General features: G+C 57.6%; 14 protein-coding genes and 1 pseudogene. 7 read left to right on the top strand and 8 right to left on the bottom strand.

Going from position 1 to position 15,195, the window contains the following annotated elements; genetic code table 11:
• Positions 1-54: 54 nt before the first annotated feature.
• Entirely contained in the window at positions 55-1,554 is a 1,500-nt protein-coding gene (locus tag DFI_RS20190; RefSeq protein ID WP_155864554.1) for a hypothetical protein, read from the bottom strand.
• A gap of 771 nt (positions 1,555-2,325) precedes the next feature.
• Here DFI_RS20190 and DFI_RS20185 point away from each other — a divergent pair.
• A complete protein-coding gene (locus tag DFI_RS20185; protein WP_155864553.1) occupies positions 2,326-3,240 on the top strand; it encodes a hypothetical protein in 915 nt (304 codons plus the stop codon).
• Positions 3,241-3,279: 39 nt separating this feature from the next.
• Here DFI_RS20185 and DFI_RS10405 read toward each other — a convergent pair whose 3' ends face one another.
• Positions 3,280-3,603: a nucleoside triphosphate pyrophosphohydrolase gene (locus tag DFI_RS10405; protein ID WP_027463060.1), complete on the bottom strand. Its 324-nt coding sequence runs from the start codon at positions 3,601-3,603 to the stop codon at positions 3,280-3,282.
• A gap of 76 nt (positions 3,604-3,679) precedes the next feature.
• On the opposite strand from DFI_RS10405, the gene DFI_RS10400 reads away from it, so the two are divergent.
• From DFI_RS10400 to DFI_RS10390, 3 genes are all read left to right on the top strand, one after another.
• Positions 3,680-4,711: an HNH endonuclease gene (locus DFI_RS10400; protein ID WP_027464329.1), complete on the top strand. Its 1,032-nt coding sequence runs from the start codon at positions 3,680-3,682 to the stop codon at positions 4,709-4,711.
• Positions 4,712-4,913: 202 nt separating this feature from the next.
• Positions 4,914-5,870, top strand: coding sequence for an MrcB family domain-containing protein (locus DFI_RS10395; protein WP_162145445.1), 957 nt, complete (start codon positions 4,914-4,916; stop codon positions 5,868-5,870).
• A gap of 138 nt (positions 5,871-6,008) precedes the next feature.
• Positions 6,009-6,302 carry a hypothetical protein gene (locus DFI_RS10390; protein ID WP_027464328.1) on the top strand — a complete coding sequence of 98 codons (294 nt, stop codon included), beginning with the start codon at positions 6,009-6,011 and terminating at the stop codon, positions 6,300-6,302.
• Here DFI_RS10390 and DFI_RS10385 read toward each other — a convergent pair.
• Positions 6,275-7,094 (bottom strand): annotated as a pseudogene (locus DFI_RS10385) (IS5 family transposase). The gene DFI_RS10390 and the pseudogene DFI_RS10385 sit on opposite strands and share 28 nt — an antisense overlap.
• 37 nt (positions 7,095-7,131) lie before the next feature.
• Entirely contained in the window at positions 7,132-7,707 is a 576-nt protein-coding gene (locus DFI_RS10380; RefSeq protein ID WP_211235373.1) for a GIY-YIG nuclease family protein, read from the bottom strand.
• A 145-nt stretch (positions 7,708-7,852) separates the two neighbouring features.
• Between DFI_RS10380 and DFI_RS10375 the strand changes: the two genes are divergently transcribed.
• A complete protein-coding gene (locus DFI_RS10375) occupies positions 7,853-8,587 on the top strand; it encodes a DUF6884 domain-containing protein (protein ID WP_118375880.1) in 735 nt (244 codons plus the stop codon).
• Between the two features lie 161 nt (positions 8,588-8,748).
• On the opposite strand, the gene DFI_RS21075 is transcribed toward DFI_RS10375, so the two are convergent.
• Together DFI_RS21075 and DFI_RS10365 are read right to left on the bottom strand one after the other, a co-directional pair.
• On the bottom strand, positions 8,749-10,209 hold the full coding sequence (locus DFI_RS21075; RefSeq protein ID WP_420810880.1) for a restriction endonuclease: 1,461 nt from the start codon (positions 10,207-10,209) through the stop codon (positions 8,749-8,751).
• A gap of 213 nt (positions 10,210-10,422) precedes the next feature.
• Positions 10,423-11,601, bottom strand: a complete 1,179-nt coding sequence (locus tag DFI_RS10365; RefSeq protein ID WP_211235372.1) for a type I restriction endonuclease — start codon at positions 11,599-11,601, stop codon at positions 10,423-10,425.
• A gap of 681 nt (positions 11,602-12,282) precedes the next feature.
• Between DFI_RS10365 and DFI_RS20180 the strand changes: the two genes are divergently transcribed.
• A complete protein-coding gene (locus DFI_RS20180; protein ID WP_162899076.1) occupies positions 12,283-12,561 on the top strand; it encodes a hypothetical protein in 279 nt (92 codons plus the stop codon).
• 817 nt (positions 12,562-13,378) lie between these two features.
• Here the strand turns inward: DFI_RS20180 and DFI_RS20175 are convergent.
• Together DFI_RS20175 and DFI_RS10355 are read right to left on the bottom strand one after the other, a co-directional pair.
• Entirely contained in the window at positions 13,379-13,690 is a 312-nt protein-coding gene (locus tag DFI_RS20175; RefSeq protein ID WP_155864621.1) for a hypothetical protein, read from the bottom strand.
• Positions 13,691-13,816: 126 nt separating this feature from the next.
• Positions 13,817-14,622 (bottom strand): IS5 family transposase gene (locus tag DFI_RS10355; RefSeq protein WP_118375838.1). Its coding sequence is split into 2 segments (ribosomal slippage): positions 13,817-14,280 and positions 14,280-14,622, totalling 807 coding nucleotides; the frame shifts between segments, so codons are not numbered across the junction.
• Positions 14,623-14,841: 219 nt separating this feature from the next.
• Between DFI_RS10355 and DFI_RS10350 the strand changes: the two genes are divergently transcribed.
• The gene (locus DFI_RS10350; protein WP_211235351.1) at positions 14,842-15,183 is read left to right on the top strand and encodes a nucleotide pyrophosphohydrolase; all 342 of its coding nucleotides are present in this window, start codon (positions 14,842-14,844) and stop codon (positions 15,181-15,183) included.
• The last annotated feature ends 12 nt before the right edge of the window (positions 15,184-15,195 follow it).

Here is a 15,195-nt window from a genome sequence, read left to right as displayed (position 1 = left end):
ATCTGATTGAGCGTGCCCCTCCCCGGAGGGCACAGCAGTGAGGAAACAGTAGGCTTACCCCCCAACTTCTAGGCGAGTGGCAAACCCATGGTGTTGGGCCGCCGCATCGACTGCAGCCCGGAGCTGGTGGTCCCATCGGGCTTGCTGGGTTCGGTCGGTGTAACGCACCAGGATGCCATCATGGAGCCACAGAACGATTCGGAACTTGTCGGTTCGGGTGGCCACATCGACAGCGGACAACATGACCTTTACCTCGTAAGAGGACACTTCTCGGGACAGCAGGGACCGAACTTGCCGTTTTTGGGTTCCGCGTGGCAAGTCCTTTTGCACAGCAAGCGGGTGTACTTGGCCAAACGCGTCTTGAATCCCACCATCGTCGGAGATGCGCTGCATGCGTTCATTGCGCGCCTCAACGATCGCGCCGGACAGAGAGGTGGAGAAATACTTTTGGGTCACCTGCTTGTCAAACGTCCGGGTGATTTGGGCTTTAAGGGCCGGTTGGGCCATGCCGTACACCGTGGAATACAGAATTGGCTTCAACGCGTCCTTGTGCGCGGCGTCTAGGTCTAGTTCCGCCAGCAGGTGAGGCCAAATCGAGCCTTCCCGTTCAAGCAGGGCCGTCAGCGAGGTGAGGCCCCAGAGCTTGGCGGCGATGGCCAGGTGGGCATTCCGAAGGTCGTAGGACACCGTGTTGTGGAACAGAATTTTCCGGACCTCGCGGGTGACGTTGGCCACGGAAGCGCCGGCGGTGTAGATCCGTTCAGTGTTCTCGACCTGTTTGTAATGGGGTGGAAATGACCACTGCAGCGCATTGAGGAGCCGCAATTGCCCCTCTCGTTTGAGCCGCAGGTGCTCCTGGCGCGCAGCAGAGTCTCCTGGGTGTGAAGCGTACTGGGTGAGGACGAACTGTCGGGCTTGGGGCACTCGACGTCCGTACTGCGCATAGATGTGGGGTCGGACGGAGCGCAGATACCGCAAGATGGGGGCATTCGGCCGGCGTTCGTCGATGGGGTGGCCCTGCAGATGTGCTTCATCCTGCTGGCGGCTACGCAGTGCATGCTCACGGGCCGTACTTGGGGTCCCGGAGACCAGGAACAGGTCATGGGATCCCGTTTCAAGTTGCTGGTGATAGGCCGCCGACACCGAGGCAGGCAGAAGAAGGTGAACAGTGGTGGCTTGGTGCTGCGTATAGCGCCACGGGGTGACCTGTAGCGTGAAGCCGCTGATTTTTTGAAACTCGGCAAGCACCGCTTGACTTCGGAAGCGGCCTGTTTCAAGCCGTTTCATTTCGTTGGTGAGCGATGCCAGAACGACCCGGGAGAGGACGGGATTTCCTGTATCTGCGTCGCGAAATGAGGTGAAGAGGAGATAGGCCAACAGTCGAAGGTGGGATTCGGAGAGAGGCGCAAAAAGGGCGGGTGCGGCTGCCTTAAGGGCGCTGTGGAGTGCTCGGCTGACCGGTGCATCAAAGGTCGACAGGCTGGGCTGAGGAACAACTTGATCCTCGAGCAAGGGGGCGACCGAGGGTTCAGGGAGGAGCTCTAGATCAGGCATAGGAAATCTCAGGAGTGGAAGGAAACAGGAATCTGTTGCCTTGCTCCATAGATGAGTCATCGTTGGGTGACGAATTGAGGGTGATCGATCCATGCCCCGAACGCAAATGGCCCGACTTAGATGAAAGTCCCTCGCGGCGCTGGAGGGCCCCATGGTGAGGGTCCGCTTCCCCCGCTGTCAATAGCCGCCACTGGCGCTGTAAGCGTCAGGAAGCGTGCAGCAGCATGGGGGGTGGGGCATCGCTGCAGTGCAGTGATTTGGCGACATATCGCCTTCAAACGGGTCTTTGCGAGTCGTCAAGACATTGGTGGGCGCTGCCGCAGGATCTCTTTCAACCCAGAAAATGTCGAAACCAGATTCGAAAACGCACATGACGTTTCATAGCTGTTTCACCCACTCTTGGTCGATTTATCGGTGGACTCGGCCTTATTTTTTATGTTTATAACCGCTCCACTATTGAAGAATGAGGTAAAGGATGAATAGTCCCGACATAGTGTAACGTTTCCTCTCAATCCCGGATGATCCGGATACGCAAGTTGAAGCAGAGTTAAAGAATTGGATTCTTGATTCAAGAGGCTTGAACTAAGTATTGAGGCTGAAACTGAAACTAAAGCGATGCTTGACATTATTTTCGGAAGGGGTTACCTTCGATCGAGGAGGTTGATCGAGTACCGTAGAGAAAAGGCCGAGCATCTTACATTGTTGACAAGTCTATTAAGTCTTCTGGTATTTGAATCATGCTAGAAGTGAGATCTTTTTGAGGTAAAGCAAATGCAAGACGAACTAATGAGTAAATTCACAGCCGCCTACAACTATCTATGTGAACTCCCCGGACTGAGGGATCATTTTTGGTTTGCCCATCCAGGCGAGACGCTCCACCAGTTAATAGATAAGGGAGAAGCGACTCTGCCTTCAGATGGGCTTGGGCCTACCCAGTCGTATTTGCCTAACTCAGGTGTCTCTCCGTTGCTTCTTGTCGCTCCAGAGGAGATTCTGAGTACGAAAAACTCAAAAGAGCGGGAGAGAATTATCTGGGCGTTGAATCAGACGGGATACGCAACGTATCTGGGGATTGCCGGACGTAACGTCATTTTCCAGATCGGGAGGGTATTTTTTGGCCAACCTCGTCTGGAGGTCGAGAATGATGTAATGGCGTTGAACAATCGCAAGAAGGCCATAGCGTACGAAGAGCGGATCCTTCGGCGGCTTGGAGTGAGCGCTCAGCGACCTCGCTTAGAGGAGCAGATGTTCAGTCAATTGAACCTGTTTCAGCATGGCCTGCTCCCGGACTCTCCAGCGAATCTGCACTGGTTAGAAAAACACCTCGCCAATGGCCGGGAGGATCTTGACCCAAATGAAGTTGCGAAACGCATCCAGCATATGCGCCGAGCTCTCAGCCAAGACTCCCCGCTTGGGTATTGGCCCTGGCAATCCAGACTCTCCTCCCTCAGTCCAGAACAATGTCCTGTCATTTGGCCAGATGGCATGATCTCGGATGAAGGAATCCGTGAGTTTATCTATCTAAGGTGCAGTGCCTATTTCCAAGCGTGTAAGCAATCGCGGCGCTCCCCATCAAAGGAGGGACTCGCTGCCTTCCTCGACGAGGCGTTGCCGCCTGAACCCCACCCGTTTGCCAACGCTTGCGGAGAGGACACCTGGCTGTTCGCCAATGCGAACCTGCCCTGACGGCGCCCAGCAAGACCAGCATGAGTACTCCCGCTGCATTTACCCTTCGCGCACATCTCGAAGGAAGAGTCTCTGCTGGAACCCGCCCCGCGTGGCCCGCTTCTCTTGCTGAACCCCTCGTACAGTCTCTTCAGAGAGACCGGTGGCCTGCATGATGGCGTCCAGGACCTCCAAGACATCGGCCAGCTCTGACGCGCGCTCTTCAGGAGAGGCTGCCTGGACTTCGGCAGCCTCCTCTCCCAACTTCTCCAAAAGCGCCTGCAGGTAAGCGTCCGCATCGAGCACTTCGGTGGTACAGCTCTGCCCAGACCGTTCAATGATCTCGGGAATTCGGTCGCGGACCAACTTGTTGTACTGCACCATAGGTTCAGTGTGACATGCCTCCGCACCCGCTTTTTCACCGGTAAAAGCCGGTCGTGCGCTTTCCTATACTCACTGCGTGCCCCGGTTTACGGATCTCGAAGCGTCGCCCGAAACGTACTTCCGATCCGTGATCCTGTTCGGCCGCAATGTTGCGTCTTACAAGTTTGCCTTAGGCCGTGCGCTTTTAACCCTGGCTGGCCAAGGCAAAACGTTCGTCACGCTTGAGGAGTTGGCGCTCGAGTACGTGCCGCCCCTGCTTCACCATCTACAGCATGGAGGCAAGCAAGGGACGTTCGCGAACAGCCGCTTCTTATCCGCTTGTGAGCGCTACCTCCAGGGAGAGGTGTCGCACGAGCAGCTGATCCAGACCACCGTACAACTTGGCTTTACCAACGTGCTCGATGCATTTCATACGGTTGGTCGCGATGCGGTGCCGACGCGCTTTTACGCGGATGAACGCCGGAGTCGTGGTGGGATTGCGCTGACCGATGAGCTGCTCGCGCTTCCAGAAACGGCCGATCTGCAGTACCGGAACCTGGCTGTGGAGATTGAAGCTCGCTGGCGCCTGGTGGAAACGGCATGGGAGCTCCGCCTGCCGTCTTCGCTGATCAGCGTTTTCTCAGATGCGCAGAGCCAAGAGTTGTTCATCTTGGACGCGCAGAAGCGGCGGCGACCATTGGGCCGCGTAAGGGACGTTTTGAACGGATACCAAAAAGGCCGGTGCTTTTACTGCAACACCCCCATCGGCGTTGAGGGCCCAGAAGCGACCGCTGAAGTGGATCACGTCTTTCCGCACGTCTTGATGCGTCGCGATGTCCTCAAGGTCAATCTTGATGGGGTGTGGAACTTGGTCCTCAGCTGCCAAAGTTGCAACCGTGGAGCTGATGGCAAGTTTGCTTGTGTTCCAGCGACCCACCTGGTGGAGCGCCTGTCACGCCGCAATGAGCATTTGATCGCCAGCCAGCATCCCCTTCGCGAAACTTTGATGGCCCATTTGGGAGCGACGGAAGCCGCACGACGTTCTTTTCTACAGCACGTCGAGCGGGCAGCGGTGGCGGCGCTGATCTTTCGGTGGCAGCCGTCAGAGGAACTCCCTTCAACGTTCTGACGAGTAGAAAAACTGGACCGACCGTGCGCTCGGGAACAAGGGCTCAAATACTCAAGCAATGCGGCTCCAAAGGGCGGACACCTCCGTAAGGCGGAGTTCAAGCTGGAGGTTTCGGCCAATCCTCGGCCTGGGTTTGGCGTCCTTGCGAGGGCAACAGCGCCTCAACGCTTCACAAGGTTATATACCGCAGTACCCTCAGCCAGTGACCCTCCGTGAAGCGCTGTTGAAAGTGGCCGATGAGTATGCTGCTGCGAAAACACAAGAGTTTACGGGCCATCCCCTTGCGGACCATCTGCGGTCTGGAGCGCCTGATGCGTTACAGCGACTTCAGGGAGCCGAGCGGTGGGTGGTCAAAGGGAGTGCGGGTGCAGGCGTGTGGGCCCATGTGCCCTGGCTGGCATTTCTCGATCCTGTGGTCACGGAAAGTACGCAGCATGGCCAATACGTTGTGTACCTCTTTGCGCCGCGTCGCCGCGAGGTGTACCTCAGCCTGAACCAGGGCACCACTGAGATGTACCAGGCGTTTGGTGAAGCGATGGGGCGCCGTTTCCTGGCAGACCGTGCGAGCAAGATGCGTGCGTTGGCCGCTGGCTACGGCGCGCCCACAGATGTCTCCCGGATCACTCTGGGCGAGAGCGGGAAATTGCCTCGAGGCTATGAGCAGGGTCATGCCGTGGGGTACCGCTATCAGGCCCACGCGTTGCCCAGTGAAGCCCACCTGCGCAAAGACCTGTTTCAACTTCTGGACGTGTACCGCCAGATGACTCTGGACGTGAACTTTGGTGATGATGATCTGCCTGATTTGGGGAGCACGCCAACGGCTCCTGTCTCCGCAGCTGACTTGGTCATCGAGCGCCGTCGGTACGTCATGCATCGACGGATCGAACGGCGCCGTGACATCGCCAGCAAGGTCAAGGCCAAACAGGGGTGTACCTGCCGGGCCTGCGGGTTCCAGTACACCGACCGGTACGGCCCTCTAGGGGAGGACTTTATTGAGGTTCATCACCTGAAGCCCTTGTCGAGTCTCGAGTTGGAAACGGCGGTGGCCTATGACCTGCAAAAAGATTTTGCGGTGCTCTGTGCCAACTGTCACCGCATGATTCACCGGCTGAAGGACGTCAGTGATGTTGCGGCCCTGCAGGCTGTTCTCCAGGGTTAACGCTGGGGGAACTTTGCGCCAGGCGTCCAGAGCATTGCTGAGCCTCGGCGGCCTTCGAAGCGCTCAAGATCGTCGGGCTCAACCGACACTGCCAATCTTAGAGGCTGGGGACAGAATGGGGCGTGCCAGAATTGAGGCATGCCACGCAAAAAGGGCACGCCCACCGAATTGACGACGATCCCGTTGGGTGATCTGGACGCCACCGACCTCCTCGAGGACCTGATGGAGTCCTACGCCGCACAAAGCGTGGAAGCGATGACATCCGTCATCGCGTTTGAAACGGCGCTGCTGAACGTGGCCCAGACGATGGCGGGCCAGGCCATCGTCATCACGGAGCACACGACGGAAGCGGACCGGGTCAAGGCCGCCGAGCGACAGACGAAGCTCCTGGTGCGCCTGTTCGATCAGTTGCTGCAGGGCACCCGCGGTTGACCTGACAGACGGCGCACCTGGCGCCAGACGAGCAGGGCGCAGGCCAACTGACCAAGCGCCAGAAACGTGGCTTCCTGTCGTTCCCGGCGTACCGCAAGCTTGCGGTACGCCAGGACCCAGCTCAGGGTCCGCTCCACCCGCCAGCGGTGGCGACCGAGGGTCTCCCTGGACTCCACGCCCCGGCGGGCAATGCGCGGCTTGATTCCCCGGCGCTGGAGGAAGATCCGGCATCGGCGGAAGTCGTACCCTTTGTCGGCATGCCACTTGACCGGGCGACATCGGGGGCGACCGCGCCCCCCCGTGCGGACCCCGGGGATCGCCTGCACTGTGGCCTCCAACTGCCGGGAGTCGTGAACGTTCGCGCCCGTGATGGTGAGCGCCAGGGGCGTTCCCTGCCCGTCAATCAACAGGTGAAGTTTGCTCCCGGCTTTGCCGCGGTCGGTGGGGTTCGGTCCCGCGGGGGGCAGGCACACTCGCGGAATCCAGCGCGGCACGTGACCAATCGAGGTGTCCATCGTGATGGGCGTGGTCCAGCAGGATGCGCCACAGGCGCATCCACACGCCCGCCTGCTGCCACTCCTGGAACCGTCGCTGACAGGTTCGGCCACTCCCGAATCCCAGGGCGAGGGGGAGGGCACGCCAGGGCAGCCCCCAGCGCAGGATGTACAGAATGCCGGCCAGGGACTGGCGGGCGGGGACACGGGCGCGTCCACCGTGGGGACGAGGTGGGGGCGGTGGAAGGACACGCTGCGCGAGGTGCCAGAGATCGTCGGGAACCAACGTTTCGACCACTCCATTACCCTAGTTCAGCCGAATTGTCCCCAGCCTCTTAGGATGGGGTCGCAAGTTTGGCGGCCGTCGCCATTTTTTTGCGAAGGGCCGTTAGCTGGGGATGGAACGGATGATGCTCATTATTCTTGAGGTTGAGAGGGACACACAGGGTGTGGAGGGCTGTGTCCTCAAACTCATGCGGATGGTCATACGCCAACCACCCCACCGAAGCGTGATTCACCATCCAGTGAGTGAGCTTTTTTTCGCCTTCGCTCCCGAACGTCAGACGAGTTCCTGAGGGAGACAGTTCCAAGTGAATGCCCAGTGTGTCGGCCAAAACCACGCCCAGAGTACGGCGGAGCGTTGAACCCTCCGCATTGCCACCAAAATGCTGGTGTCGAATCCGCTGGTGAAGATTGGAGCCAGCAATCCCCACGTACAAGAGGTGGCCGGCTGGGCCAGAGAGTGTGCCCTCGAGCGGTACCCCTGCAGGGGGAGGGGAGAACCACCAGGCATAGACTCCAGGCGCCTTTGGCAGGGCCGTCTTATGGGCCTGCAGGTCCGACCAGCGAATAGGAGGGATCTCGGTCAGACGCTGCACATCCTGCTGAAGCTGGATTTCAACGGCAGTCATTGTGGAAGCCCAAGATACCTCCGCACACGCAGCTATTCTGGGCTGTGAAGAAGGCGCAAACTGCACGGGTGTCCCTCCACGCTTGTAGGCCCTCCATGTTGCAGGCAGAACTCAACCGTCCAGTGCCTGGCGGGGAAGGGCCGTCATGACTCACCTCCCTAAGCTTTTGGTGGTCAGTTCCTGCACTGGCGACAAGTGGCATCAGCCTTCACATCAGCTGGTTCTTCGAGACTTCCAACAAGGGGCTGACCATCTTGCAGCTCGGGAACAGGAGCTCGACGCTTTTCGCATGCCGGCGCGCCACATGTATACCGGTGCGCAACACCGTCAAATCGTGAAGGGCATGGTTCTGCTGAGGGCTCAACAGGACGTCAACAGCGAAATGAAAATTATCAGCGCCGGGTATGGACTGATCGACCCAGATTGTGTGATCGCGCCTTACAACGTCACTTTCAATGAGATGAAGAGTCGCGACGCCGCCGCGTGGAGCCGGAAACTCCAGATCCACGAGCACCTGAATCAGGCGATTCAGGCTTTTGACCTCGTGGTGTTTCTCCTGGGCGAGGGCTACTTGAGGTCAGCACACTTCCCGCTAGAGAGCCGAACCGACCAAAGCTTCCTGTTTCTCGCCAGCGCCGGCAGCGCAAAGTGGCTTCCCCAGCACGCGGCAAAACAAGCGGTGATGTGCCTTGGCAACCCTGAGGCCCGGCGATTTAGATACGGCCTGGTCGGGTTAAAAGGCTTTCTCTTTGTCCAGCTTGCCCGAACTGTTGTGCAGGACCCGGCTGTGTTACAGGCATGGTTTGACGATCCCCAAAAGGCGATTGATGGGTTAGATAAGGTGGCAAAAGCCGCCGTGAGTCAAACTTCTTCTCCTTAGCGAAGGCGGACTGACGGAGTTTTTGCGTCAGACAACGCTGCCCCCATTCAACGAACCTATACTCAGAGCCGGCTTATCCAATCAAGGCACGCTTCCGCTTCCCTCTGATCACCCTCTGCGCACAGCAGGGCGCATCAGAGAGGAAACTGAGGAATTTGTTGTTATCTGATCGATTCGGATGTCCAGGCTGGAGTGTAAGTGGTGAGCCGGCGGACGTTGCGCGCGTGCCAGGCAATACGGATACGCCAAAAGAGAAACGCAAAAAGGTTAGTTGCGAGAAGAACCATATAAGCGACAGCCATAGGCAGACCTAGCCGCCAGGTGCCAAGGAGGAAGGTCGCAGGTCCCAGAATGAGAGCAGCCGCTTCCCATTGCCGGTTGGCTAGTAAAAAGGGCAAGCCTGGGATAAGGGCAAGTACCCCATGGAGAGCCACAGGGCGCAGAGCGCCTTGAGGTTCCAGGTGTTCTTCACGGCACCGAGCGTTCACATAGCAGTCAGAACACAACCCCACCCATCGGAGTGGAAAGCGGCGAGGCAATTTCCATATGTGTGCCGGACAGAGAGTTCGGTGGCAAGACTGACAGCGCCGGCTGTGTCGCTTAGATGTGATGCTCGCACAGTCATTGCACACGCTACCATCGCCCCGCTGAAGCCCCTCCGGCCCAAAACGGAAGCCTTCGGTAGAAGTTAGGAGGGGCACGCGTGCACGATCGTCAGCGTAATGGAGGACGTACTTTTGAGGTCCGATTTTGAAGACGCCTCGCTGGCGTGCAGTCAAAACACCGACACCGCTCGCCCGAACGTCCTGTGGGGATACAACGCACTCTTTCTCGTACTGCCGGTTGTTCCTTCCCGTGTACGAAACCTTTTTGGATAGACGCCTCGCCACCTGTCTCTGGACGGTCGGTAGGTGACGATCAACCACATCTACAAGTTCTGCGATGGCGGGGATAACTCCGAAAGACTCACTTTGCTCCCGCTGAAAATCCCCTTGAATCCAGTAGGTCTTTTCGGCGGGAGTAGCGTTGTCGAAGACCAGTTCTGTCCCAAGCTCATGGGCATGGTAGAGGGAACGCTCCGAGACGGAAAACCGTTTGTCCACCCGATAGGTAATGAGGGCACCAGCTACATACTTTGTCTGAAAATCCCCTAGAACTAGTTCCCGTTCAAGTTGACGAGGGTGTGAAGCGAGCTTCATGACTTGAGTTGTTACTGTTCGCTGCAGCTGCTCTTGCGTTCTAGCGGGCATAACCATGGCTGTGTGATGCCCCCGTGCTTTAGACAACAAAGAAATGTTAACTGACTGCGCAATCGAAACTAACTTTTTAAAGTCCCAAAGCTCAATGTCGATTTTTCCCTGCTTGTGGAGCAAGTCTACGTATTCTCGAGCACCAGGAGTGAAACCGCTCGTGGAGACGAGAATAGCCCGATAGGCGGTAGGGTGAGTATCTGTGGCACTGTGCAGCTTCTGAACAACGGGCCGGCCAATATTGCCAATATGATGCTTGCATTCGACTATCGTCGTTTCACCTTGCTTTACTAAAATGAGGTCACGACCAAAATCATTGCTACCCGGTGTCACTTTCACTTGATATCCCAGACACTCAAAGATTTTGGCCATAAGGTGTTCAAAGTCAAGGCCATCCAGCTGATCCAAATTCACTACGCTTTTGTTAGCAGTCGCTGTCATGAAGAGGACTCGTTTAATGAGAAGGAGAGTTGTTCGAAAATAGATTCCGTTTCGCAGCCTGGGTTGCTCAGAAGGCCGATCATAACGGATATCCTTTTTTGAGAGGGGAATTCATTTGATTTTTAAGTACATTTGGTGCATGTACTAGGCGGATTCGACTTTGGCGTCATACCGTTCAATTGTCGTACGGATTTTATCCGCATGCTGGTAGAGGTCGGAGAGGTTGTTGAGAGGGAAACGGATCTCTTTCCGGTCTTCAGTATGAAACAGGCCAACCTGCCATTTCTTCCCTGAGAGATAGAGGCGGCACAAGGGTTTGCGATTGTTATCATCCAAGAGAACGCCGCAATAGCTCTGGACGTCCCGCATTACGACGCGCTGAACGTCAACAACAGCAGCGGCAACAGCACGAATAATCATGAATCCTTGAATCTCATCTGCAGTAGTTTCTATGTCTTTGCCGCTGTCAGACTGATCGCCCGCTTCTTCATCCGGCAGAACAGCTGCCTCCTCAGAAGTGGCATCAGATATGGTAGTCGCGGAACGGTTTGGCTGGCCAATGACGTGTTTCAGTCGGTCATTGAAAATCTCGCCCAGTAGTTCATTCCAGGCCTTAGTAATAAACGGTGTGTATTGTGCCCGTACTTTGGCAGTGATGACACCCTCGTGGAGGCGAGAAATGAAGAGACGGGCGAATTCGTCGCTGGGAACCTGTAGTTCATCTGCGAGATGACGCTTGAGCTCTCGTACATACTTCAGCTCACTGGCCGTGTTGAGAATGTTGGTAACGTCGAATTGCGATTTTGTAAACTTTTTCAGCTCATCAAGGCTGCTTTCCTTAAGATCAAGGAGGTTGATCTCGAAGAAGGGTTTGCTGTCCATCTTGTTGGCCTGTTCTAAATCAGTAAAGAATCGGTAGACCACTCCGTTTGTTAAAACGGCGAACCGTGTATCTGTAACATGGAAATAGCGATGCAATTGAGAAAAGTGGGCTGTATCAAGATTGGTGCTGTGGGCTTTGCACTCGAAAATCATTGCTGGCTTGCCTTCCCGTAAAATGGCGTAGTCCACTTTCTCGCCTTTTTTGATGCCCACATCGGCGATGAGTTCAGGCGTCACTTCGCTGGGATCGAAGACGTCGTAGCCTAACGCTGAGATAAACGGGAGCACGAACGCGTGTTTGGTTGCCTCCTCCGTTGAAACGCTCTCAAGTTGACGGGGGATCCGCTTGGCCAAATCCTGGATGCGATCTGAGAAGTCCATGAGTGCCTTCAGTCCTAGCACGACCTCCTCGGGAAATGTGACGGTTTTATCCGTGAACACTCTGCCCCCCCCCAAACCTTTAACGTGGTGGCCTGGGGATAACGAGGACCGCCGCGCCCTGGCTTGCTCCCTGGAACTTCCTTGTTCGGAGCGTCAGCCCTACTTTCTAAGCCGCTGAGCCGATCGGTCCTTCACACCATCGGGATGCAGATGACGTAATGAGGGTACGTCGGTCGTGTTAGTCGCATCAACGCGCTAAAGAAGATTCCCTTGTAAAGAAGGCACCCAATGCGCAGCGCCGCGAGAATAGTCTTTAGCAAATCGGCACGACGGTGTGGGCGGCGACAACAGGGAGGCTTTTTGGATATTGCTCCTCTCAGGCGACGTGCCTGAATGTGGGGCACGTTTCACTTGTCATGACCCCGTAAGTCGCGTACCGCTTAGATATGGCAAACAGCCTGATTAATCGGAGAACCAATGTCAAAGCGGAAAAATTACCCGACCCTCGAGGCCCTGACTGCGGTTGAGAAGCTGCTGAGTGAAGCGGCGGCTGCCTTAGCGGACAACACCAGGACCATACGGACAAGTTCAATTCCCGATGTGTTGGGCGCTGCAGTAGGAACGCTCATGGGTGGCGCAGCCAGTGCCGCTTGGATCAGTGGGGCGGCCGCCGCAGGGACATCAGGCGCCGCCGCCTTAACATCAGGACTGGCGGGCGTGGGCGCTGTGGTCGGGGGAGGCATGGTCGCAGGGCTGGCCGTGGCGGCCTTGCCTGTCGCTGCTCTCGCTGTGGGCGGCTACGCCTTCGTGAATGGACGAAACCAGAAGCACTTGAAGCGGCGGGAGCAGGTCCTCTTCCAAGAGGCCTTGCAACAGCATCAGAAATTGATTGAACAACTTCGCAAAGATGCCAACGCCACGCGCGAACGGCAAGAATACCTGGAGAGCCTTGTCGTGCTGCTGAAAGACGCCATTCGGCGCTTGGGGGAGGATCTGGGTCCTGATGCCCTACCAAACTAAGCAGGAGATCCTAGACGTTTTGGGGAAGCACCGTCAGGAACTGCAAGAACTGCAACGTAAAGGTCAAGATGATCGTTTTGCGATAGATGCGGCCATCCAGGACGCAGAGCAGTTGCTTCAAGGGCTGGGCGTGACATCGATAGCCGCTCGGCTAGGAAGCCCGGCTCCAACGATCGAGACTCCTGCAGGGCCTTTCATCTCATGGGCCGATCTTGTCGCCTCCGCCCGAAATGACAGCGCAGTCCCGGTCCGGATTGAAGATCTCCTGACAGCGGAGGAGATTCATCAGGTTGATGAACGCATCCAGCAGGCTCGGGAAGCTGTTTTGGCGCCTTACCGCTTAGATGTGGTGGATCTCGCCATTGCTGGGCTCGCCGGAACCTTGGCGGGCATTGTTGACCTGGCGCTGGTGCACCTTCCCCCCGCCGGTTCGCGCTTTGGCCAACCGCCGCGTCCTGGGGGTTCGCTGAATGCTTGGGTGCATGATCTCCTGCAAAAAGGCATTCCAGAGTCCCTTCGCCGCGAGTTCGAAGCGTCCTGCAAAGTTCCCTATGATCCCAGTATCAACAATGGCTTGGGGACGCCGATCCCCGGATTGAACCCCAGCACTCACCGCCTCCACTCTTTAGGTCATGACCCGCTCCTTGGGTTCATCTTTGGCGTCGCCGATATCCTGCGGGGTACGTTTACCGCCATTGGGGTGGACGGCAAGCTGATCTGTCAGACCAATCAACCTGAACGGGCAGCTGCTTCCTTGTTCGAGGCGATCTCCCGGCAATTTGGCCACCTGTTGTCGGACGTAAATACACCAGCCGGATTACCGGCCCCCCTGATGGGTTTGTTTCAGGGCGTTCAGTGGGGTGAATTCACCCCGCATGGATACAGCGTGGCGGAACTGTCTCGCTTGATGTACCGCGATGGATATGACTTTCGGCATTTTCTTGCCACCAGCATTCCAGTGTTGTTGATTGAAATCCTGGTTCGGGTGGCTTACCTCGCACGGCAACTGTGGGCGGGCAAAGGCCTGAAAGAGGCACTTCCACACGCGGGGCAGCCGAAGCTTTGCACCATGCTGTTGGTTGCCCATGGAACGGCCTGCGGCTTCAATGCTGGAAAGATTGCGCTTCATCAAAGTCCCTTGGCCATCAGCTTGGCCCAATGGGGAGCCTTCGGCCGCTACCTCTTGCCAGAGATGAAGCTGCGATTGATTGACCTGCCACAGCGAAGCAACCGCGCGTTCCAGGACTTAGAGTGCCTAACAAAACCGTTGGTGCTGCTTGAACGTGATGAGGCAGCAGGCCAACTGCGTGAACGCCAGGTGGATGTCCGCCCGCACCTCGTACCGCACCCGAAGCCGACGGAAGCGGCTGAACCATGCCAGTGTCCGCTCCACCACCCAGCGGTGCCGTCCCAACCGCTCACTCGACTCTCGACCCCGGCGTGCAATTCGCACTTTGATCCCACGTTTGTGGCATGCCCGGCGGCACCGGGGAATGTCGTACGCCTTGTCCGCATGAAGCCTCTCTGGGCGGGTGCGAGGATGCCCACGCCGCCCATTGTGGATGGGCGGCACCGCGTCCAGCAGCGCTTCGAACAGCATGCTGTCATGCCGATTCGCTGGCGAGATCAGCACCGCCAGCGGCGTCCCGCGGCCATCGACGATCACATGACGTTTGCTGCCTGGCCGGCCGCGATCCGTGGGGTTCGGGCCGGTCTGGGCCCCCCCCGGGCGGCGGGGATGCTCGTGCTGTCCACACACGCCCGTGACCAGTCGAGGTGATCCGCCTGCGCCATCCGGTCAAGGAGCACCTGGTGCAGGCGGGTGAAGACACCCGCCGCGTGCCAGTCCCGCAGCCGTCGCCAGCAGGTCATGCCGCTGCCATACCCGAGCTCACGGGGGAGGTGTTCCCAGCCGATGCCGGTCTTGAGCAAGTAGAGGATGCCTTCCAGTGCGGCTCGGTCAGGCACCCGGGGTCGGCCGCCTCTGGGTCTGGGTGTTTCGGGTGGGAGCAGTGGCTGAATCAGCTGCCACAACTCGTCGCTGACCAGGGAGGTGGCCATGCCTCACCTTGCGCCCCCAACCTGAGGTTTTGATAGGCGCTCTTAATCGACCAGAACTGGGTGGAACTTGATGCGCAATTGCAAGCGCTCTGGCACGCGCCCCGACCCAGCTTTTCCTTTGAGAGGGCGACCGCAGACGGGGGAGGGAAGGGCTGACCTCTCTGCCCGCGGCCGCTCCGCTCAATGCGTTCAGGCGTGCTGGAATGGCATAGTTCGCACGTGGACCTTCAAGACCTGCAAGCTCAACTTCGGGCATTTGCGGCCGAACGGGATTGGGATCAATTCCATAGCCCCAAGAACCTGGCCATGGCGCTCTCTGTGGAGGTGGCTGAACTCGTTGAGCACTTTCAATGGCTCACCGAAGAGCAATCTCGGGCCCCCGCAGACGCCGGCATCGACCTCAGCGCAGTGGAAGACGAATTGGCGGACGTCATGCTTTACCTCCTGCAACTGTCGGGAAAGCTTGGGGTCGATCTCGAGACAGCAGTCCACCGCAAACTGCAGAAGAATGCACGGAAATACCCCGCACACGAAGTGCGGGGCTCGGCCGCCAAACGCTGACCACATAGGCGG

It is taken from the genome of Deinococcus ficus, assembly GCF_003444775.1.
Classification (GTDB): domain Bacteria; phylum Deinococcota; class Deinococci; order Deinococcales; family Deinococcaceae; genus Deinococcus; species Deinococcus ficus.
The sequence above is the reverse complement of the archived record's forward strand: the minus strand, read 5'-3'. Positions and strand labels throughout refer to the sequence as shown.

What these genes read in the sequence shown, in the direction of transcription:
- DFI_RS20190 (WP_155864554.1), bottom strand. Translation starts at nt 1,554, where the DNA reads ATGCCTGATCTAGAGCTCCTCCCTGAACCCTCGGTCGCCCCCTTGCTC.
- DFI_RS20185 (WP_155864553.1), top strand. Translation starts at nt 2,326, where the DNA reads ATGCAAGACGAACTAATGAGTAAATTCACAGCCGCCTACAACTATCTA.
- DFI_RS10405 (WP_027463060.1), bottom strand. Translation starts at nt 3,603, where the DNA reads ATGGTGCAGTACAACAAGTTGGTCCGCGACCGAATTCCCGAGATCATT.
- DFI_RS10390 (WP_027464328.1), top strand. Translation starts at nt 6,009, where the DNA reads ATGCCACGCAAAAAGGGCACGCCCACCGAATTGACGACGATCCCGTTG.
- DFI_RS10380 (WP_211235373.1), bottom strand. Translation starts at nt 7,707, where the DNA reads ATGACTGCCGTTGAAATCCAGCTTCAGCAGGATGTGCAGCGTCTGACC.
- DFI_RS10375 (WP_118375880.1), top strand. Translation starts at nt 7,853, where the DNA reads ATGACTCACCTCCCTAAGCTTTTGGTGGTCAGTTCCTGCACTGGCGAC.
- DFI_RS21075 (WP_420810880.1), bottom strand. Translation starts at nt 10,209, where the DNA reads ATGGCCAAAATCTTTGAGTGTCTGGGATATCAAGTGAAAGTGACACCG.
- DFI_RS20180 (WP_162899076.1), top strand. Translation starts at nt 12,283, where the DNA reads ATGGTCGCAGGGCTGGCCGTGGCGGCCTTGCCTGTCGCTGCTCTCGCT.
- DFI_RS20175 (WP_155864621.1), bottom strand. Translation starts at nt 13,690, where the DNA reads ATGAAGCGCAATCTTTCCAGCATTGAAGCCGCAGGCCGTTCCATGGGC.